Genomic DNA, 19,199 nt, shown 5'->3' with positions numbered 1-19,199 from the left:
TCAGGGGCTGCAAGGGCACCCCGTGCCTTGAAGTGCGTTTCGTCCCTGCTAACTGGCCCCCAATGAGTGACTCCTTGACCCGTTTTCCACCCTCCCGCACCGCAGCACTTGAACGATTGCAGGCCTTTGTTCCCAAGGCAGGGCGCGATTATGCCGCACGGCGAAATTACGACTTGGGGCGTGATGGTCATGACGGCGTGTCAACACTTTCGCCTTATATTCGGGCACGTCTGATACCCGAAGAAGAGGTATTGGCCGCCACATTGTCCCGTCACAGCGCGTCCGCAGCAGAAAAATTCGTGCAAGAGGTGTTCTGGCGCACCTATTGGAAGGGCTGGCTGGAGATGCGTCCCTCTGTCTGGACGCAGTATCAGGGTGCTGTGAAACGGTGCCTTGATGAGGTGCAAACGCAATCGGGCCTGCGGGATCGGTGGGAAGCCGCCTGTCTGGGCGAAACCGACATCGACTGTTTCAACGCCTGGGCAAAGGAGTTGGTCGAAACGGGGTATTTGCACAACCATGCCCGGATGTGGTTCGCGTCGATCTGGGTTTTCACCCTCCGTTTGCCGTGGGAATTGGGCGCGGATTTCTTCCTGCGCCATCTGCTTGACGGTGATCCGGCAAGCAACACGTTAGGCTGGCGCTGGGTTGCGGGCATTCAGACGCCGGGCAAAACCTATCTGGCCCGCACCTCAAACATCTCAAAATATACTGAAGGGCGATTTGCACCTAAATGGCAACTCGCAGGCGAGGCCACCGCCCTCAGTGGTCCACAAAACCCACCGCTTAGCCCCCTGCCCGCAGCAGATCTTCCGATTTCGTCTGCGCGTACCGGCTTGATCCTACACGACGAAGACATGAGCCCCGGCTTTGTCTTGGACGTGGGGATTTCACCGGTGGCGACGGCCTGCATCGTGGGGCGCGGTGGTCTTTCCCCGCTTTCACTGGCGCCACATGTCAGCGACTTTGCCTTGCGCGCCTTACAGGACACAGAGTCTCGATTTGGAGCGCGATTGGGGAACGTGACGTGGCCTGAAAGCACGGTTACGGAGCTGGCTTCATGGGCCCAAGATGCAGAACTGGATCAGATCGTGACACCATATGCGCCCGTCGGCCCGGTGGCCGATGTGTTAGGTGCTTTGGCCCGAACGCCGGGCATGCCACCGATGCGCATGATCCGTCGGAGCTTTGATGACCGCGCATGGCCCAACGCAACCCACGGCTTTTTCCGTTTCAAGGAAAAGATACCAGGGCTGCTAGGGCAAATGCGCGGCATGTCGATCGCTTAGGCTGGGGGCGCCAGGCAGTCATACAAAGACGACGCCATATTGCTCAGCAAGTCGCGATAAAGGCCCGCACCAAGATCCAGACCGACGCCCAGCGGGTCAATCTCACCCAGTTCCGTGGTCCCAATCGCATCAACGATGCCGGGGTTGTACTGGGGTTCTGTCAATGCGCAGACAGCCTCGAGTTCAGCAATAGTTTCGCGCAACTCAGCAACCCGCCCTGCACTTGGTGACACGGCATCGCTGGCAGACACGGCTCCGGCCGCTTCAATGCCAAATCGGTCTTCGAAATAGTGATAAGCATCGTGGAAGACGACAAAGGAACGGCCCTTGATGGGGTCGAGCGTTGCTGCGACTTCACCTTTTAATGCTTCTATATCAGCCTGAAACGCCTGCGCATTTGCAGTATAAGTTTCAGTGTTTTCGGGGTCCTGCTCAGCCAGCAGTTGAGCAATTGCACCAGCCCAGATGATCGCATTGTTCGGATCCAACCAAGCGTGCGGGTCTGCGCCTTCATTTGCGTCGTGATCGTGCGCGTCTGCGTGTTCTTCGTCATCATGCGCATCATCATGAGCATCGGCATGTTTTTCTTCGCCGTGTTCGTCGTGGTCATCATGATCATGGGCGTCCGCATGCTCTTCGTCTCCGTGACCGTCATGATCATCGGCGTCGGCGTGCTCTTCATCGCCATGGTCGTCATGGTCTTCGTGTTCATGCTCTTCGTCGTGGTCGTCATGATCATCAGCATGCTCTTCGTCGTCATGATCGTCGTGGTCGTCATGCCCATGATCGTGCGCGCCGAACGTGGCCCCCTTTCGCACATCCAGCAGGAGTGTCTGTGGATGATCCAGCAGTTCGACCACAGCTGCGTCGCCCGCAAGGGTTTCGACCGGGCTCTCAAGCCAAGGGGTAAGGGAATGGCCCATCCATACGACAACATCAGCTTGGTCCAACGCACGCGCCTCGGATGGGCGCAAAGAATACTCATGAGGTGAAGCCCCGGCGGGAATAACCAGATCGGGCGTTCCAAGATCCCCCATTACAGCGGAAACAATTGAATGAACGGGGGCAATATCAACCGCCACATTCGGTACTTCCGCAGCGACACCGGTCGCTGCGCATCCCACAACGAAACCCAAATACTTCATGATTAATCCCTGCTATTGTTCTGATTCACAGACTTGCTAAGTGTTATGGTATAACATATCAACCCACGAATTCCAGATTGGACACAACACTCATGACGGCCATCGGCTTTCGCAGTCACGACCACGCCCAATGCGTCAGCACCACGCTGGCGCGTGCAGAGCGCTATTGTGTTGAAAAAAAGCTGAAATTCACGGCAATTCGTCGCCGGTCTCTTGAAATTCTACTGGCTGAACATCGCGCGCTAGGGGCTTATGATTTGCTTGCTGTTCTGGGTGAAGAAGGATTGGGCACGGCCCCGCCCGTCGCCTATCGTGCGCTCGATTTTCTGACATCAGCCGGATTCGCGCACAAGATCGAAGGGCTGAATGCCTACATCGCCTGTGCGCATCTGGGCGCTGACCACGCGCCTGCCTTTCTGATTTGCACCAGCTGCAAGTCGGTGGCCGAAGCAGAAGCAGACGCGACCGAGGGCCAGCTTGGAGAAGTGGCGCGCGCCACAGGCTTCACGATCCGGCGCACAGTGATCGAGGCCCTTGGCCTTTGCCCCAACTGCCAGCCAGAGGCCCCATGCGCCTGATCACCGCCACAGGGCTGACCCTGCAACAAGCCGGAAAAACGGTTATGCGCGATGTGGATATGCACATCGATCAAGGCGAGATCGTCACCCTCGTAGGGCCCAACGGCTCCGGAAAATCCACTCTAGTCAAAGGTTTGATCGGCGCAATCAAACCACTCAGCGGCAATGTTGAAACAATGCGCGGCATCCGCATCGGATATGTCCCGCAAAGCCTGCACATGGACGGGCTTTTGCCCCTGACCGTCAGTCGCTTTTTGTGCCTGCCCAACCGTCATAGCAAAGATGCGATGGCGCGCGCTTTGACCGAGGCAGGCGTGCCAGACCTGGCGAAGGCGCAGATGCGGACGCTGTCTGGTGGGCAATTCCAGCGGGTCTTGCTGGCGCGCGCCTTGTTGATGTCGCCCGACCTGCTGATCCTTGATGAGGCGACCCAAGGGCTCGATCAGCCCGGGGCCGCGGACTTTTACCGCAAAATCGAGCATGTGCGCAGCCACCTCAACTGTGCCGTTCTGATGGTGAGCCACGATTTGCACGTGGTCATGGCCGCGTCGGACCGGGTTCTGTGCCTGAACGGGCATGTATGTTGCGAAGGCACGCCTGAAGTGGTGCAAGGCGCGCCCGAATACCAAGCGCTGTTTGGTACCGGAGACAGCGGCGCGTTCGCCATCTACCGGCACCAGCACGATCACCACCATCATCACGACCATGACCACGAAGAACATGACCATGCTTGACGATTTTTTGGTGCGAGCGGGCCTCGCAGGTATCGGCACCGCCTTGGCGGCGGCACCTTTGGGCTGTTTCGTGGTTTGGCGACGGATGGCCTATTTCGGAGACGCCACGGCGCATGCGGCCTTGCTCGGCGTTGCGATGTCTTTGGCATTTCAAGGGCCTATCATGCTTGGCGTGTTGGCCGCAGCACTCGCAATGGCCATCCTCGTACAAACACTCTCTGGTCGCGGACTGGCCGAGGACACGCTGCTGGGCGTGTTGGCCCACTCCGCACTTGCTATCGGTTTGGTCGCGGTATCGTTCCTGTCAGGGGCGCGGCTTGATCTGATGGGGTACCTTTTCGGGGACATCCTTGCGGTCAATGTGTTTGATCTGGCCCTGATCTGGGGAGGTGCGGCAGTGGTGATCGCCCTGCTTGCATGGCGTTGGCAGCGTTTACTGACGGCGACGCTCAACCCAGATCTGGCTCAGGCCAGCGGTATCTCCTTTCGCACAGAACAAATGGTTCTGACCGTCGCGCTGGCATTGACGGTGGCCGTGGCAATCAAAGCCGTTGGGGCACTGCTGATTGGTGCGCTTTTGATCATCCCGCCTGCTGCCGCGCGTCCCTTGGCGCGCACACCCGAAGCAATGGCCCTGATCACTGCGGCCATCGGATCCGGAGCGGCCATCGCGGGCCTTGGTGCGTCGTTCCAGTTCGATACGCCCACGGGGCCCACAATCGTCTGCGTGGCTGCCGCTTTCTTTTGCGCATCAGCACTGGTTGCACGCCTGCGCGCTTGAGCGTGTAAAAGATGCCGTGAGCGTTGGCCCCAAACCAGTTCTTTCAACCGTTTTTTTGACTTTCAGATTCAAAACTCGCGCGGGTGATGCTTCTTAAATCTCTAGATGATCTATGCGCCACAATTTCTTGTTATTATTAAGTTAAAAAGTTATCCACAGCGCGCCACCCCTCCACATCTCTTCCCATTTGTCGATAAACCCAAATGCCGCGCAAGGCGGATGCACCGTGATACCGCTCGACCTGAAAAGACGTGCGCCGCCAAAGACCTCTCCATAGCCTTCATCGCAGTTTCCAAACGACGTGGGCGATACGGCTGGCTTCTTGGGACAGCCCCTGCTACCTGCCAAAAACACCAGAAATATCCTGACCGGGACGCACCGCCATGAGCACAAACAAACGTATTGTTCTGTCAAGCGATCACGCCGCCATCGACCTGCGACAGGCGATCGCCAAACATATCACGGACCTCGGCTGGGAGGCCGTCGATATCGGTCCGAACACGACCGAGAGCACGCACTACCCCAAGCATGGCCGAGCGGCTGCTTTGCAAGTTGCATCCGGGGATTGTCGGTTTGGGATCATCCTGTGCGGCACGGGTCAGGGGATCATGATGGCCGCCAATAAAGTTGCAGGCATCCGCTGCGGCGTGTGCGCCGACGCCTTCTCTGCCCGCATGATCCGCGCGCACAACAACGCCAATATGCTATCGATTGGGGCCCGGGTTGTCGGCGACGCCCTCGCAATCGATATCGTTGATGCTTTTTTGAATGCCGAGTTTGAAGGTGGACGTCACGGCACGCGTATCGACATGATCGAACCTTAGGTCAGACAGGCGCCATTGTGGCGATTTGTCGAGTCAGGGCGAACACTGGCGCTCTGATAACTTTCGTCGCGCACGCATCCTGAAAAGGGCGCTGGAATGGCGAAGCGAATTTTGGTTTGCCAAACCTTGCATCCTCGCAATTTTGCAAAGCGAGCATGTTTTGCTGCGAAAAGCCGCAGGTGAACCGTTGGTTTTGCCTGCACCAATAGCTTTCGAAGTTGGAAAGACAGCAGGGCCCGCAATCAGCGCCTAAATTCAAAGCACGCGCTTGATTTTGCCATCCATGTAGTGGTGGCGGAGGCTCAGTCCGCCATATAAACGCCCTACCCTATTGAAATTGCTATGTTTAAGCGGCTGTAAGACGGGTCTGTCTCCGAATCGGTCTTACAATGCGGTCAAAAATCTACCTGCCCAACTTGGGCAGGTAAAGCCCGGTGCGCGGCGATGCAAACCAACTGTGTCCAAATTCGTCAATGTTGACGAATCTGGACAGGACACCCAAGACACTGAAGAAAACTCCGGCGGTTTTTCGCAAACCGCCAAACCCGATTAAGCCTTTGTTTTCAGGTCGCTAGGGTCAGGACCCATAAAACTGGTCGGCAAGCAGTCGCAGGTCCGCGCAAGTTGACGTAAGGGGAGCCGAGTTCCTATTTGCTTAATTCAGGTGTTTCACCGATGGTCGAACCTTAACCATTAGGAAAGTCCATGAAAAAACTACTTTTGAGTGCGCTCTCTGCACTAACAGTGTTGTTCGCCACGAATGTTTCCGCGTCAACGCTGACGGATACTGAGGCTGGGATGGCGGTGACAGGTTTTGGCGACCCGCTTGGAAATTCCGGGTTCACGGTAGGCTGGACTTTCAACCTTACGGAAACTCGTACAATCAGTCATTTTGGTATCTACGGCTCCCAATTGTCAGATGGGTCTAATAACTTTGACCTCGACCGGGAGATAGGTCTGTGGGATGAAGCTGGCAACTTGCTTACGTCGGTGACCATCCCGGCAGGCGCGTCCGGCGCTGAGTTTGAAGCAATTGTCGCTGATCGCGGGTTCTTCTATTCGGTTTTGGGAACTGGTGTTTCGGTCGGGCCGGGGCAGGAATACACCATAGCGGCGCGATATGATGGCGGAAGCGCGCCCGGAACATTTTACAACAATACTTTTTCGATGGCTTCCGGCGTAGTGTACGGGAATTCGGTGTTCGATAGTGCAGGTGCGGCATTGTCAAAGCCGACAACCGTAGACACAACCTACCCCGATGGCTGGGTTGGTCCAAACTTTCGGTTGGAAACAACAACACCTATTCCGCTGCCCGCCGCCCTGCCAATGCTGCTGGCAGCACTTGGCGGATTTGGCCTAGTGGCCCGTCGCCGCAATAGCTGACATACCCCGAAAGTTCACTAAGCGCCCTGCATCTGCGGGGCGTTTTGCTTTTGGCGGTGGTGTTGATTAATGGGTCCTGAGCCTAGATCAAAGCACAGCCGACACGCGCCGCATCAGCCGCGAACGCTCGTAACCGGTCAGACCCGTGCCGTCGTGGCGTCCGAATGCCAACGCAAGAAGGATGCTGCGCACCTGATCGTGCCCGGTCGTCGCCACTTCGAACGTGGCAATCATGCCCCGATGCGGTGCTGAGACGGCCACACGATGGCCCGCAATGACAACCTGAACGCCACGGATTTCAGTGGACAATATGCGCTCCGCTTGGCGCGCAATGGGGCACTGATATCCGTCGGTGATCGCATCGATCTCAATCAATCTGCGGGTCGCATATGTCTCGTCGCCAAAGCGGTGTGCATGGTTATGCTGCGTTACCATCTCGGACAGGTTCAGGAAGTCCTCATAGGTGAGATCGGTCATCAGTTCTGTCTCCGAGGTTGCGTGGCGGAGTCGCGGGTCTTGGCGTCTGACCACTTGTGCATGGAGCAGTTCGGTAGCGGGCTGTATCGTTTGCCGGTGCTGGCAGTGGTTGCGGTGGTTGCGGTGGTCAATATCAGTCCACCTTGTCTAAGTTGATCGGCGTTCCGTTCTCCAACTTACCGTCAAGAAAGTTCGTTGCATGGATGAGACCATGAAATTCAATCCCGTGAATCACGAATTTTTCGTCTCCGCGTCCCGGAATTCTGTATCCTTTGTATACATAATCGTGCTCCGAAGTTGAAGGGGGCTGCTTTTCCATTGGTGTCTGGGGATTGCCGTTATCATCGGCCATGGCCGTATTTCGTGGTTGAGAACTTTTGGAACTTGCATTCACTGGAAGCTTGACCGGCTTCTGCACCATCAGCTTAACAAGCCTGTCAGTATTTGATGCCCCATCGAAAACCGCTTCCATTACGTGGCCAACGCCAACAAGCAATAGCGAATTGAACAGGCCAATCCCGGCAAATAATGCGCCATATGCATCCTCACCAAATAACGAACCCAAACCCACTAAAAACGAGATAGTCACACCCACCCAACCGAATAGACGCATCAACTTGGCTATCGTGTAGCCCGCCCTGTAATTTCCGTCCATTTCAAATCTCCAAGTCCATTTCCTTGCACCAAACCTAGATTTGGTGGGGCCGCGTGACTATCGAATTTTTGCAATCTTGCGTTTGTCTGAGCCAGTCTGCGCCTGAGTTGACCCACTGCTCCAGCATCTGAGTCTCCGTTCAAACGGACAAGCTCCCAAAGCAACTGTTCAATCATGAACCCGCATTTCCCAAGTAACCTGATGTTTTCGCCTCTCTGACGGCCAGTAATGTGTTATATTTCAGCATGTTAATTGGGCTTGAGGTTGCGGATTATGGATCACCCAGAGGGTGCAGGCGAAACGGGCGATGTCAGGCTCGGTTTTGACCGTCGTGTGCGGCTGGAATTCCATGGCTCCAAGATCAGTTCGGACGGTGGTCTGCTGTTATTCCGTGAACTGGATGAAGTCCTCGGCCTGCACGACATTGCGGGTGGTTTGTTGAGAGACACGCGGACGGGTCACAATCGGTTGCATACACTGGTTGGTCTGTTGCGCCAGTCTGTCTTCGGTCGGCTGGCCGGGTACGATGATGTGAATGACGCGGATCGTCTGGCGCGTGATCCGGTGATACGGCAGGTGGTCGGCGGACGGGCTGTGGATGCCAAGGCCGCGTCCACAAGCCAGATGGGAAGGTTCGAGACCGAGGTGCTGGCAACGACGACTGACAATCGTAGCGCGCTGGCGGACCTGTCAGGACAATGGATCGACCGGGTTCACGAATGCAAAATGCCCAAGTGGATCACGCTGGATATGGATAGCTCAGTCAGCCCGACCCACGGCGCACAAGAGGGCACGGCCTGGAACGGTCATTTCGGCTGCATGTGTTATCACCCTTTGTTCGTGTTCAACCAGTTCGGGCACCTCGAACGCTGCGCCTTGCGCCCCGGCAATGTGCACAGTGCTGATGGATGGGAAGGGGTTCTGAAGCCAGTCATTGCACGATATGCGGATCGTCACCTGATGCGGTTCTTTCGAGCCGATGCCGCCTTCGCCATCCCAGACCTGTACGAGATGCTGGAAGCCAAGGGCTATTTCTACGCCATCCGCCTGCGTGCCAATCGCGTTCTTCAGGGCAAGGTTGCCCATCTGCTAAAGCGCCCGGTCGGTCGTCCGCCGAAACACACTCGTCGCCTATACGGTGACTTCGAGTATCAGGCGGCGTCGTGGGACAAGCCCCGGCGCGTTGTCGCCAAGGTCGAGTGGCATCCGGGCGAGCTGTTCCCCCGCGTCGGATTTGTCGTCACCAACTTGCCCATGGAGCCTGACTGGATCATCCATTTCTACAATCAGAGAGGCACCGCCGAGCAGCACATAAAGGAGGGCAAGCAGGCGATCAACTGGACGCGCCTGTCCTGCAAGGGCATGGCGCAGAACGAGGTGCGGCTACAGCTTCATGCATTGGCGTACAATCTTGGCATCTTCCTACAGGGCGCTGATCTGCCGGAGGAGATGGCCGACTGGTCGCTGACCAGCCTGCAGACCCGGCTGATCAAAATCGGTGCAAGGGTCGTTCGCCATGCCCGCGCTATCACGTTCCAGCTTGCCGAGGTCGCCGTTAACGGCGCTCTGTTCAGTCGTATCCTCGCGGCAATCCAGCGGCTGCGCTCCCCACCAGTTCCAACATGACGGTGTCGATAACAAAACCCGAACGAAACCGGCTCGACTGGTCTGTCCAAACGGATGTTGATCATGCCAAAATCCGTATCAATCCAGCGTCCGAGGCCGTAAACCACGCTCAAATCGCGCGTCAGATGCCCGAACCACGGCACAGCAGGCCCAAGACGCTTGATCTGGGCGCAAAACAGCGGCAACATTTTGGAAAAGGCGTTCTACTTGGGGAATGTCGGTTTGACTATCTCTTGTCAGGCGAACAAGGAGAAAAAGCACATGAAGAAAACAGCGCTTCTGTCCGGGACCTTTCTGCTCGGTGCGACAATGGCATTGGCGGAACCGGTCACGATGGAAAACTACGTCGTTGCCGAAACTGATTGGTATTTCAACAACCAACAGAACGCTGGGCCGGTCAATACGTTCACGCACAACGGCCCGGTCAGCAAGGACGCGCAGGATGTGATCCGTTCGAACCGGGATGTCATGTACTCGCTCGCCGTTGTCGACATTTCGGCCGGTGCTACGCTGACAGTACCGCCGCGTGATGACTTTCAAATTATTCACGTGATGGATGAAAACCATCTGTCTCATTTCGTGATCAAGGCCGGTGAAAGTCGTACTATCACCCCCGAAGACGTCACTGGCGGTACGCATGTGTATCTTTTGGCACGGACAAAAATCACCGACGATCTTGAGGAATCCCTCGCGGCACAAAGTGCTATGACAATTGAGGCCAACTCGGCCGTGCCATATCCTGCAAAAGGCTTCCACAGCGAAGACGTTGAAGCGTTTCGCAACAAGCTCGTTCAGGAGTTTGCCGAGGGCAAAGCTAAAATAATCGAACACGAGTCTTTTGGCGCAACGATGGATGACGTCGATCCGACAAGCTACATATACGCCGCTGCGGTTGGGTGGGGTGGCTTACCTGCTAGTACTGCACAATACCTCTCGGCGGTTGCGGGCCAGGGAGACGCTTCATGCCAACGCTACACCTTGCCGAAACCCAATCTAGATTGGGAAAGCGGTGGTTTCTTTTCGTTGACGACTTACGACACCGCAGGCTGGATTGTTGAGGATGATTTCTACATCGGTCATGAGAACATGCAGGACGACGGCGAAACCTATTCAATCTATCTAAACTGTCCGGATCAACCCAACAGTCTGACGGTTCCGGAAGGATGGACTGGGATTGTTCGGATGTACCTGCCAGTCGATGTGCAGGAAAATATCGACTACATTGAGTCGGTTCGCGGCATTGCGCCTGAAAAACAGTGAACGGCCAAGACGTAAGAAAGAGAGATATTCGTGGCTTTCAATAAACGTGAAATAACAGATTCCAGGAAGCCGAAGCTGCCCGAACACAGCTTGGCAAAAGCGTCTTTGGTGAATGCTGAATGAACCCTTAGGCAATCACGCAATGCTATTTCAAAGTCGCCTGCTTGCCCATCAGCCCGCTGGTCAGCGCGATGCGCACCGCATCTTGCCTAAATTCGTCTGTACGTCTCAGCTCCATACACAACCAGCGCGGACAGTATCAGGCTCATCAGCGCTCAGCCCGCAATGACCCCCCACACATGCCGCTTTGGCGACGGCGGGGCTGGCTCAGGGATGTCGATGCGGATATTTTTTGCATGATGCATTTTCCAATTATGTTTCACACAAATTCAATACCGGCAGCCTGATAGCGGTCACTTCCGTCCTGTGGGACACTGGAGCGATATCCTGCGGCGTTTATTGCCTTGTCCTCTTCGTGAGTGATTAAGGCTGTTTGGAAACCCTCTGTCAGCACTCGGTCAATCGCATCAATGTCATCCCGGACGGCAAACATCCGATCATGCAAGACGGACAGCGGCGTTTTGTGTTCGTATCGGATTCCGAGCTTGTTCCATCTCTGGCCGGTCTTGTTCCTTTCCTCCTCCTGCAAGATGCGGGCGGCAGCGACGCTCCTAGGGATATAAGACGGGTCGACCAATTCTGGATGAGTAATCGTGATATACTCCGACAATGCATATCGCATGGCTGGATTCCGAAATTTCGTCTTTCCGGTCATATTGCGGATTTCAGCGTCTGCCAGAAGCAAGGCTTGAACGGCGCGAAGTATAGTCGAGTTGAAAGTCGTTTTGTGTGGTGGCGCGATACTTTCGATCATTTTTCATGCTCCTATCCATCAGGTAGATCAGCCTCATAACCCCTTCTTCAAGGCTTCTTTTCCGTAACAGTCGGTTGCGCCGCAGTCACAGCGCATCCCTCCCTTGGTAAAGCCTCGCTCCACTTGCTTGTGTGGGCCGTTCCGGTGGTGGTGGTTCGTGACTGGCTGGAGTTTGTGTATCAATTGGGCTTCGCGCAGCCGAGTGCGTGCGGGGCAAGTGTAGGTTTCTAGTACTACAACTTCCACGTCCCGGTCCCCGACATAATCACGCCACGGCGCACCACGCACGGGACTGAGCGCTCTGCCGGGTTTACCGCTACCGATGTGGAACAGTTCATCCTCACCGGGGAAGCGGTGGCCGTATACAATCTGAGGGTCGCGATAGCCATTTGCGTACACCATCTTCGTCATGGTCAGTCACTCTCTCTTGTGTTGGGAACCGAGCACTTGGACTATTTTGCAGGCAACTCAGATTTACAACCATCGTTGTCACGCCTGACGGTCATGGTTGCTTAGCTGAAACATCCAAGTAGATTGGTTTTGGAGATTTCAGAACACTTCCGGGGAAACAAAGTTGAAGATAATTTTCAGTCGGAAAGGCTTTGACAGTGGTGCTGGTGGAACAGCTTCTCCACTAACAGAAAAATCTTTGATCTCTTTGCCAATCCCCACTAGCCGTCGCAGCGAAACAACATACTCAGACTTGGGTCTTGGAGACTTGGTGGAGGAAAAGACCGCTGGGAAAATACCTGCACATCACTTGTGCCATGCCGATCCGTTCTTTGCCGACGGGCGCTGTGCGTTTGGACAAACTGGTGCTGCGCAATCACATCTGGCGAACAATGGCGTTGGTGAAGGCGATGTATTCTTATTTTTTGGTCTCTTCCAAGCCAGCGGCAGGCCTAGACAGCACTGGATATTCGGCTGGCAACAAATCGAACACATTATACATCTGGGCGCTCATCCGAGTAGAGAACAGTCGCCCGATTGGCTTCCGATTCAACATCCGCACACACTCGGGGAATGGAACCAAAACAACATGATTTATCTCGGCAAGGGCGGCCTTTTCAAAGAACCTCGCCCCGGCTTGAGGCTGACACAGGATGGAGGCCCGTTAACTATTTGGAATGTGCCCAGTTGGCTGAAAGAGTGTGGTTTGACCTATCATCGCGCACCCGAAAGATGGCTGCCAGACAATCGCTTGCAGTGTGTGGCGCGTGGGCAGGAATTTGTTTGCGATATCGGAGTTCGGAGCGATGCCAAGGATTGGCTAGATCAATTGATTTCGAAGCCTTCAGTTGTATGAGGTGCTTTAGATACATTTTAGCCCATGACAGTGGCCGCGCTCCATGCATTGATCAAAACCTTATCACTTTGGCAACCTGCAAGCCTCTCATTCGAAGAAGCGCGCGCGCAGGCGATTGGGTTGCCGCCTTTATGCCCAGACCCCATGAGAGAGGGGAACTGGTTTACGCTGGCCGTGTTGCGGATGTTCTGGAATGGACGGACTATACCGAAAGGTATCCTGAAAGGATTGATGCGGTTTACAGCATTCTTGCGGACGGAAGTGTTGAAAGGCTTGACCCCAGCTACCACGACAATTCAGACGCACAAAGAAAAGACCTTTCCGGGCCGATACTTGTGCTAGACGCGGATTGCAGTTGGTACTTTGGTAGATCACCGATTTCGCTGCCTTGGGAATTGCAGCATTTGGCGGCAGCTGGTCGGGGACATCGCGTATCCGGTGTCTCAACTCGGGATGTCGAGCAATTGGAGAAATGGCTACGAGACGGTTCCGAACCGGGTGTTCACCATCTACCGAGGACGCCGGACGTTCGCTTTTCTGCCAGCTACGGATGCCGCCTTTTTTCTGTGTTACGACGTTAGCAGGTAGGTCCCTTAAGTGATGGCAGCCAGTTACATCAAATCAAAGAGATGTCGTCGGGATTGTTGCCAGAATGCGTTGCGGAGTAGCTTTCGCGCATCTGGCGCTCGGCGTCTGCACGGGCGGCGATCCCACGTTTCGTAGCAACACTCATCCTTGTGATCCCAAGTCGTCGCAAGGTGGCGTTTATCTGCGAGTTCAGAGCACTCAATGCCCGACCGCGCGGGTTCACCACCAAATTGGTTCCGTTCTTTCCGCCAGCGATTAAAGTGCCCTCTTGCTCGTACAGCCCCTGTTCACGATCCGCCTGAACGATAGTTTTGCTGACCCGAGCAAGTTCGATCAGATCAAGGGGACTCCAGTCCTCGTGCGCCCTGCTTAACTGACCGGCCCGAAAAACATCCAATGCGGCCTTTCCGGCGGGACCAATCGCGATGAGATTGGGCCAGTCATGTTGGGTGTCGGATGCGGCGACTTTGGCGGATTTGAGTTGCTGTTCAAGCGAGTTGGCAGCGGCTCTACGGCTGGACATGATGGCTCCTACAGCGCGGGTATGGGGTATTATATTACCATCCCGTAACGTTGGCAAATCGACTCCGCACCGGAAGCCGCTCTCTTACGGATTTGGTCAGTTAACCGGAGCCAGTCTGAAGCAGACATGGCGCGATTGAATATAGCTGGTTAGAGCGGCCCCTCTCACGCCTGTTGCCGGTTGCCCTGCAATTCGGCACATTCAGTCTGAAGTCCCGCGCCCGGGAAGCGCCCGGATCGCGACGGTGTACGACACGCTCTTCTTAAGGAGCTTTCTTGCTCTTGCAGTAAGCTAGAACGGGTTGGACCTGTCCCGCTTTCGTGCCGCCCCAAGTGCTCGTTTAGGCCACCTTGCGTTCGAAAGCGACGGGGCTTTTCCAACCGAGTGCTGAGTGTCGTCGTCGCGGGTTATAGAACCCGTTTATGTATTCGAAGATCGCCATCTCAGCCTGCCGCCGCGTTTCCCATGACCGTCGCCAGATCAGTTCAGCTTTGATGGTCTTGAAGAACGTCTCGATGGCGGCGTTGTCATAACAATTACCCTTACCGCTCATCGATACTTTGAAGTCGTGCTGGCGCAGGATTTTCTGGTAGTCATGGGAACAATATTGCGACCCGCGATCAGTGTGATGGATACAACCTTTGGGCGGCTGCCGGAACGCGATGGCCATATTCAACGCCCGGATCGCCAAATCGCGCTTCATGCGATTGCTTACTGCCCAGCCGATCACACGCCGAGAGTGCAAGTCTAGGATCACAGCCAAATACAACCACCCTTCGCGGGTCCAAACATAGCTGATGTCGCCTGCCCACTTTTGATTTGGCAGGTCAGCTGAGAAGTTTCGATCCAGCAGGTTTGGTGCAATGTTGAACTTGTGGTCGCTATCGGTTGTCACCTTGTGTTTGCGGGTCCGAATGACAGATATCCCGTTCTGGCGCATCAATCTGCCCACACGGCGGTGCCCCACATTCAGACCAATCTCCTTCAACTCTTCGGTCATTCGAGGCCTGCCATAACTGCCCAGGCTGAGACGGGACTGTTCCTTGATGTGGGCCAGAGTGACCAGATCAGACCGCTGCCTGCGACTGGCGGGCCGACTTCGGAACGCCCGCAAGCCCCGCGTGCTGACACCAACAACATGGCAAAGCCGTTTGATTGGGAAGTTGCATCTGTGTTCTTCGATAAACCTAAATCTCATTGCTTTAGGCCCGCGAAGAACTGGGTGGCTTTTTTTAGGATGTCCCGCTCCTCCTTGAGAATGCGGATCTCACGCCGAAGCCGGTCATTCTCTTGAGCGAGGCTAATATCCTCTTTCGACACCACGTTTGTGTCTCGATGCGCCGTGATCCATTTGTTCAGCGTCGACATCCCAACGCCAAGATCGTCCGCAACCTGCTTGCGCGTTAGCCCGCTGGTCAGTGCGATACGCACCGCATCTTCGCGGAACTCGTCCGTCCGTTTCAGTCCCATAGTTCATCTCCTTTGTTGCAGTAAGTGCTATCAAAGGGGTGGCATCAAACCGCGACAGGTCCAAACCTGACCCGGAACTGAACTTCGTTCGTGGTTACCGAAGCGTTGCAGACGAATGCCAACTTGTCGGCGAAACGGCGTTCACTGTCGATTTCCTTGACGATGCGGCCGATCTTGTGGCCTGTCCGACGGGAAGTGCCGCAATGGCAAGCCTCATCGCGGAAACTGGAGCGCCTGTAATCACCCAGACCAACAGCTTCTCGTTCTTCAGCATTCCCTACCGTTGATAATGAGGGCGCTCTATCGACGACGATCCAAGATGATTGAAATCACGACAAGCGCAACGCCGAGCACCGCAAAGATAAGTGTCAGAGGCAAGAAAAAGCTGTCCTGAAGCACTCCCTCTGCATCGACATCGCCATAAAAAAGCGTCTCTGTAAGCCATGAAAAGCCAGCCAAAACAAGACAGACAAGGCCAAGAATGCCCAGTTTATTCCTCATGAGCCACACCGATTTCCAGATCACAGAACTTGGGAAAAAGAGATAACCGTTTACACTGGTTTCGCGTGACAAGACTGACCTGTCGTACACCCGGTACCGCGAGTAGGTTACGCGGGTCAGGCAAAGCCCCTCAACAGCGTCACGGCAACGAACTCGAAGGATTCTTCATCTGATTCCCGCGTTCCTAAGGTCAGTAGCTGGCGTCTCCAGTCAGGCCCAAGTACTACCCGCTTGAAGACCAACCCGCATTGTATCCGCTTGCGAAGTAGGGTTCGAAAGTCGAATCGTATCCGTCATGACGCTCATAGGCCATGCTCATACCCATGCCGCGATCTTGGACACCAAGTGCGTAACCGTCTCGATAGTATTCGCACTCGTTCGCGCCAAGATTTGATGGGCAAGCGCTACTGGACACTGCTGCACCAGGGGTGGTGGTCGTTTCCACGCATCCCGCCAAGGCAAATGAGAGCGTTGTCAGACCGCAAAAAACAATACTTTTCTTCATGTTGACCTCCTCCATCGATGTGAACCCCGTCCATTAAACACGTCCAGTTTACCCGAGGCAACGCCAAACTGATGCGCCTCGGCTCTTCTCCTCCCAATGCTATTCAAACCAAGGTTTGATATTCACGACCCGCAAGTAATGTGGGCTAAGTATGCTCTTCTTTAAGGCAGCGCCCATTGAGGTCGGCGCGCGTCAAGGCAGTCAAGATCGACACCTGCGCTGGGTGCATCAAGGAAAGCAGCTGCTATTTGTCCCACGCAGCTCTCCGCTGAGTTCCAAGTGCCATGACCTTGTTGCGGCACCAGAACATAGGTGCTGTTGTTGAGCTCGCGATGTGCGCGTCTGCCCATGTAGGTCGGTGTCGGTTTGTCGTAGGCACCTTGAAGTATCAGCGTCGGAACTTCGCTCTCCACAGGGTTTTTGGCTTCAATCGATGCCCTTTGCACGGGCCACCCTACACAGCGCCCAGCCTCCGCTCGCGACATGTCCAAGTCCGTCAGTTGAGGGAAGAGCAAGTCGTTGTAGCTGTTCACCGCATCCTCAAATCGTTCGTGCAGGATGTCGTCTGCGCAGTGGATTGCGGTGTAGAGAAAATGCGGTAGCGTGCCCGTTATGCTCCTGCGAAGGTTCATGCGTTGCGCCTCGGAGTTCTCCTCCGAGGCTGAGATGAGTGCACGTTGTCTTGCTACATATGGGGACCTGACAACGTCATCAACAGTCAGTCGCTCGAGCATATCGGACATTTGTGCACGGATGTCTCCAGCGTAGCCGTCGTCGACAATGGTCCTAAGGGTTGCTATCGGATCATCCTGCACCAAACCAAATGACATATAGAAAACGAACTCGGCGGCCGCCTGATCGTCCAAAAGTGTCGCTGCATTGCTGATGAACGCCTGTACCGGATCAGCCATGTCGAAGGTGAAGCCCATTGAGCTCTCGGCAAGCTCTGTGCCGACCTGCCCGTCGCGCAGCGCAAGATAGGTGTCCAACTCACCTGCCTCCAATTCTACGATCATCCTCGGAATGTATGCGGCGCGCGACCCTGAAACGTTGGTCAATTGCGCAACAACGTCCGCAAGATTTACGGTTTCCGAATCAACGGATAACGGTTGATCGTCCAAGGAGATAAGCAGGTCGGCCAACCGGTGCCCTAGACTGGGATAGGCTGCGTCACAGGCCCTATCCGTGCTGCACTCCTCGAGAAGTTGAAGAATGAAGTCGTGATCAGAGTGCACGATTGTACGGATCAGATACACGGAGGGAGGAAAGGTCGAGTCGAGGACCACGGACCGTAGTTGCGGAGCGTCCGCATATCCCGGCAAGCCGTCCATGATTGCCATGGCCAATCGCGTTCCGTAGGAAACGCCTTCAATATTGAATTCATCGTAGCCTATGGCGCTTATCAATTCGATGGCGTCCCTCGCATTTGAAGCCGTCGTAAATTGATTCAGATCGATACCCTGAGCTGTGAACTGCTCCCAACAAGTCTCGTTGAGCACAGGAATGTCTAGATCCCAAAGCCTTGGAGTACTTGGGGTTTCTTCATTGCGCGCCACGGCAAGAAAGCGCGTTGCAGCAGACTGCAACGCGGCAATTTGATCGGTCGGAGCTCCGTTTTGTAGAGCCAACACAAGGCACTCTTCGACACCGAGGCGCTGGCTGACGCCGGCACCGCGAATATCGAAAAAGATGATATCTCGCTCAAACCTCACGGACCGGTACTTCTCGACAATTGGGGCAAGGACCGACGATTGGCCTGGCCCCCCCGCCAGAGATAGCAGGGGGTCACGTCGCGGGGTCTCACCCGATGCCCTTGCCACCAGGAAGCCAATGTCCAGATTTAGGCCGTCCGGAGCCCACCAATTCTGAGGTACGGTGAAAACGCCGCAGAAGTAGTCCTGTCCTTCGATCTCACCTATTCCGAGCGTCGTTCCGGGCAAGCAAGGCACAGTATGCAGGTCAAGTTCTCGGTCCGACAATCGAGGAGGAGGTGCAAGCGAGGCCAGTCGCACTGGGTCGACGTCGAAGCCGCCGCCAGCCACAGGGGTTAACTCTTCCGCGCTCACATCTTCAGCTTCAACAACTAGGAAGATGCCCAAAAAAGAGAGGGCACAAAGTACTGCCGTCTTCATCCGATCAAATGCCTCCTTGCCATCGTTGCACGGGCTTATCCGAAGTCCCCGCCAAGTCCGCCTGTTTTCATACCACTATCTTTCGATCATCTACCCGTGAAAAACAAGCATTACGCGGCAGTTTGGCAGCGAAAGCTGAGGTCGGCCGATCATATTGACCAGACTCGATTTCACGGCAGCAATGTCGGCTACGCCCGCAACTTGATCCTTCAACTTCATAGTCTTGCTGCACGATGTCTGAGTGACCGGTTTTCCCGCCGCGGCGCAACACCGAGATCTACGCAGCTGCGGCAATATTCGCGCTGCGAGCGCACGCAGCATGAAAATCGAATTCACAGTGAGGGCTTGTCTTATGCTTTCCTTATCGATCTGCAAAGATTGAGCCACTGCCGGCCAAGCCATTTATGGCTGGCAGTGGTGGCGGCTGGATCGCTTTGGGCTTGGTCGTGAGGGACCGTTTTCGAGTATGGTCAGCCGCCGTCTTCGCATGAGGCCTGAACGGATACGCAAGCTGGATTTTTCATGGGCTTGCATGACAAGCATAGGAC

At 55.3% G+C, this 19,199-nt stretch carries 20 protein-coding genes; 11 read left to right on the top strand and 9 right to left on the bottom strand.

Annotation, left to right across the window (positions count from 1 at the left end):
- Positions 1–62: 62 nt before the first annotated feature.
- Entirely contained in the window at positions 63–1,289 is a 1,227-nt protein-coding gene (locus tag DHN60_RS20825) for an FAD-binding domain-containing protein (protein ID WP_108839234.1), read from the top strand.
- On the opposite strand, the gene DHN60_RS20820 is transcribed toward DHN60_RS20825, so the two are convergent.
- The gene (locus tag DHN60_RS20820; protein WP_108839233.1) at positions 1,286–2,434 is read right to left on the bottom strand and encodes a zinc ABC transporter substrate-binding protein; all 1,149 of its coding nucleotides are present in this window, start codon (positions 2,432–2,434) and stop codon (positions 1,286–1,288) included. The genes DHN60_RS20825 and DHN60_RS20820 overlap by 4 nt on opposite strands.
- A 92-nt stretch (positions 2,435–2,526) precedes the next feature.
- On the opposite strand from DHN60_RS20820, the gene DHN60_RS20815 reads away from it, so the two are divergent.
- The 5 genes from DHN60_RS20815 to DHN60_RS20790 all read left to right on the top strand — a co-directional run bounded on the left by DHN60_RS20815 (position 2,527) and on the right by DHN60_RS20790 (position 6,734).
- Positions 2,527–3,012: a transcriptional repressor gene (locus DHN60_RS20815; protein WP_108839232.1), complete on the top strand. Its 486-nt coding sequence runs from the start codon at positions 2,527–2,529 to the stop codon at positions 3,010–3,012.
- Positions 3,003–3,746: a metal ABC transporter ATP-binding protein gene (locus DHN60_RS20810; protein ID WP_108839231.1), complete on the top strand. Its 744-nt coding sequence runs from the start codon at positions 3,003–3,005 to the stop codon at positions 3,744–3,746. Before DHN60_RS20815 ends, DHN60_RS20810 begins: the two co-directional genes overlap by 10 nt.
- Entirely contained in the window at positions 3,739–4,527 is a 789-nt protein-coding gene (locus tag DHN60_RS20805; RefSeq protein WP_108839260.1) for a metal ABC transporter permease, read from the top strand. The genes DHN60_RS20810 and DHN60_RS20805 overlap by 8 nt, the downstream gene beginning before the upstream one ends.
- A 383-nt stretch (positions 4,528–4,910) precedes the next feature.
- On the top strand, positions 4,911–5,351 hold the full coding sequence (rpiB, locus tag DHN60_RS20800) for a ribose 5-phosphate isomerase B (RefSeq protein WP_108839230.1): 441 nt from the start codon (positions 4,911–4,913) through the stop codon (positions 5,349–5,351).
- Between the two features lie 705 nt (positions 5,352–6,056).
- A complete protein-coding gene (locus DHN60_RS20790) occupies positions 6,057–6,734 on the top strand; it encodes a VPLPA-CTERM sorting domain-containing protein (protein WP_108839228.1) in 678 nt (225 codons plus the stop codon).
- Between the two features lie 87 nt (positions 6,735–6,821).
- Here DHN60_RS20790 and DHN60_RS20785 read toward each other — a convergent pair whose 3' ends face one another.
- Together DHN60_RS20785 and DHN60_RS20780 are read right to left on the bottom strand one after the other, a co-directional pair.
- Complete coding sequence (locus DHN60_RS20785; protein WP_108839227.1) at positions 6,822–7,211, bottom strand: hypothetical protein; 390 nt, start codon at positions 7,209–7,211, stop codon at positions 6,822–6,824.
- A 133-nt stretch (positions 7,212–7,344) separates the two neighbouring features.
- Entirely contained in the window at positions 7,345–7,866 is a 522-nt protein-coding gene (locus DHN60_RS20780; RefSeq protein ID WP_108839226.1) for a hypothetical protein, read from the bottom strand.
- 273 nt (positions 7,867–8,139) lie between these two features.
- On the opposite strand from DHN60_RS20780, the gene DHN60_RS20775 reads away from it, so the two are divergent.
- Both DHN60_RS20775 and DHN60_RS20770 read left to right on the top strand, forming a co-directional pair.
- Positions 8,140–9,492 carry an IS1380 family transposase gene (locus DHN60_RS20775; protein WP_108839225.1) on the top strand — a complete coding sequence of 451 codons (1,353 nt, stop codon included), beginning with the start codon at positions 8,140–8,142 and terminating at the stop codon, positions 9,490–9,492.
- Between the two features lie 261 nt (positions 9,493–9,753).
- Positions 9,754–10,752 carry a DUF1254 domain-containing protein gene (locus tag DHN60_RS20770; RefSeq protein WP_108839259.1) on the top strand — a complete coding sequence of 333 codons (999 nt, stop codon included), beginning with the start codon at positions 9,754–9,756 and terminating at the stop codon, positions 10,750–10,752.
- Positions 10,753–11,131: 379 nt separating this feature from the next.
- Here the strand turns inward: DHN60_RS20770 and DHN60_RS20765 are convergent, their stop codons facing one another.
- Positions 11,132–11,626 (bottom strand): hypothetical protein, encoded by a 495-nt coding sequence (locus DHN60_RS20765; protein ID WP_108839224.1) that lies wholly within the window; start codon positions 11,624–11,626, stop codon positions 11,132–11,134.
- A 574-nt stretch (positions 11,627–12,200) separates the two neighbouring features.
- Here DHN60_RS20765 and DHN60_RS20755 point away from each other — a divergent pair.
- Entirely contained in the window at positions 12,201–12,932 is a 732-nt protein-coding gene (locus DHN60_RS20755; protein WP_108839222.1) for a hypothetical protein, read from the top strand.
- On the top strand, positions 12,929–13,513 hold the full coding sequence (locus tag DHN60_RS22985) for a hypothetical protein (RefSeq protein WP_159089325.1): 585 nt from the start codon (positions 12,929–12,931) through the stop codon (positions 13,511–13,513). Before DHN60_RS20755 ends, DHN60_RS22985 begins: the two co-directional genes overlap by 4 nt.
- Positions 13,514–13,548: 35 nt before the next feature.
- Here the strand turns inward: DHN60_RS22985 and DHN60_RS20745 are convergent, their stop codons facing one another.
- Entirely contained in the window at positions 13,549–14,043 is a 495-nt protein-coding gene (locus DHN60_RS20745) for a hypothetical protein (protein WP_108839220.1), read from the bottom strand.
- Positions 14,044–14,383: 340 nt separating this feature from the next.
- Positions 14,384–15,513 (bottom strand): IS3 family transposase gene (locus tag DHN60_RS20740; RefSeq protein ID WP_108839219.1). Its coding sequence is split into 2 segments (ribosomal slippage): positions 14,384–15,279 and positions 15,279–15,513, totalling 1,131 coding nucleotides; the frame shifts between segments, so codons are not numbered across the junction.
- Between the two features lie 38 nt (positions 15,514–15,551).
- Here DHN60_RS20740 and DHN60_RS20735 point away from each other — a divergent pair.
- Positions 15,552–15,800: a hypothetical protein gene (locus DHN60_RS20735; protein ID WP_108839218.1), complete on the top strand. Its 249-nt coding sequence runs from the start codon at positions 15,552–15,554 to the stop codon at positions 15,798–15,800.
- Positions 15,801–15,813: 13 nt separating this feature from the next.
- Here the strand turns inward: DHN60_RS20735 and DHN60_RS20730 are convergent, their stop codons facing one another.
- From DHN60_RS20730 to DHN60_RS20720, 3 genes are all read right to left on the bottom strand, one after another.
- A complete protein-coding gene (locus DHN60_RS20730) occupies positions 15,814–16,014 on the bottom strand; it encodes a DUF3955 domain-containing protein (RefSeq protein WP_108839217.1) in 201 nt (66 codons plus the stop codon).
- Between the two features lie 223 nt (positions 16,015–16,237).
- Complete coding sequence (locus DHN60_RS20725) at positions 16,238–16,519, bottom strand: hypothetical protein (RefSeq protein ID WP_159089324.1); 282 nt, start codon at positions 16,517–16,519, stop codon at positions 16,238–16,240.
- 161 nt (positions 16,520–16,680) lie between these two features.
- Positions 16,681–18,651: an alpha/beta hydrolase gene (locus DHN60_RS20720; protein WP_108839215.1), complete on the bottom strand. Its 1,971-nt coding sequence runs from the start codon at positions 18,649–18,651 to the stop codon at positions 16,681–16,683.
- Positions 18,652–19,199 lie beyond the last annotated feature (548 nt).

Origin of the sequence: Tateyamaria sp. Alg231-49, from assembly GCF_900143535.1 — a bacterium.
GTDB lineage: Bacteria > Pseudomonadota > Alphaproteobacteria > Rhodobacterales > Rhodobacteraceae > Tateyamaria.
The sequence above is the reverse complement of the archived record's forward strand: the minus strand, read 5'-3'. Positions and strand labels throughout refer to the sequence as shown.

Bases quoted from the DNA above. Each gene is read 5' to 3' on its own strand.
- DHN60_RS20825 (WP_108839234.1), top strand. From the start codon at position 63: ATGAGTGACTCCTTGACCCGTTTTCCACCCTCCCGCACCGCAGCACTT.
- DHN60_RS20820 (WP_108839233.1), bottom strand. From the start codon at position 2,434: ATGAAGTATTTGGGTTTCGTTGTGGGATGCGCAGCGACCGGTGTCGCT.
- DHN60_RS20815 (WP_108839232.1), top strand. From the start codon at position 2,527: ATGACGGCCATCGGCTTTCGCAGTCACGACCACGCCCAATGCGTCAGC.
- DHN60_RS20810 (WP_108839231.1), top strand. From the start codon at position 3,003: ATGCGCCTGATCACCGCCACAGGGCTGACCCTGCAACAAGCCGGAAAA.
- DHN60_RS20805 (WP_108839260.1), top strand. From the start codon at position 3,739: ATGCTTGACGATTTTTTGGTGCGAGCGGGCCTCGCAGGTATCGGCACC.
- rpiB (WP_108839230.1), top strand. From the start codon at position 4,911: ATGAGCACAAACAAACGTATTGTTCTGTCAAGCGATCACGCCGCCATC.
- DHN60_RS20790 (WP_108839228.1), top strand. From the start codon at position 6,057: ATGAAAAAACTACTTTTGAGTGCGCTCTCTGCACTAACAGTGTTGTTC.
- DHN60_RS20785 (WP_108839227.1), bottom strand. From the start codon at position 7,211: ATGACCGATCTCACCTATGAGGACTTCCTGAACCTGTCCGAGATGGTA.
- DHN60_RS20780 (WP_108839226.1), bottom strand. From the start codon at position 7,866: ATGGACGGAAATTACAGGGCGGGCTACACGATAGCCAAGTTGATGCGT.
- DHN60_RS20775 (WP_108839225.1), top strand. From the start codon at position 8,140: ATGGATCACCCAGAGGGTGCAGGCGAAACGGGCGATGTCAGGCTCGGT.
- DHN60_RS20770 (WP_108839259.1), top strand. From the start codon at position 9,754: ATGAAGAAAACAGCGCTTCTGTCCGGGACCTTTCTGCTCGGTGCGACA.
- DHN60_RS20765 (WP_108839224.1), bottom strand. From the start codon at position 11,626: ATGATCGAAAGTATCGCGCCACCACACAAAACGACTTTCAACTCGACT.
- DHN60_RS22985 (WP_159089325.1), top strand. From the start codon at position 12,929: ATGAGGTGCTTTAGATACATTTTAGCCCATGACAGTGGCCGCGCTCCA.
- DHN60_RS20745 (WP_108839220.1), bottom strand. From the start codon at position 14,043: ATGTCCAGCCGTAGAGCCGCTGCCAACTCGCTTGAACAGCAACTCAAA.
- DHN60_RS20730 (WP_108839217.1), bottom strand. From the start codon at position 16,014: ATGAGGAATAAACTGGGCATTCTTGGCCTTGTCTGTCTTGTTTTGGCT.
- DHN60_RS20725 (WP_159089324.1), bottom strand. From the start codon at position 16,519: ATGAAGAAAAGTATTGTTTTTTGCGGTCTGACAACGCTCTCATTTGCC.
- DHN60_RS20720 (WP_108839215.1), bottom strand. From the start codon at position 18,651: ATGAAGACGGCAGTACTTTGTGCCCTCTCTTTTTTGGGCATCTTCCTA.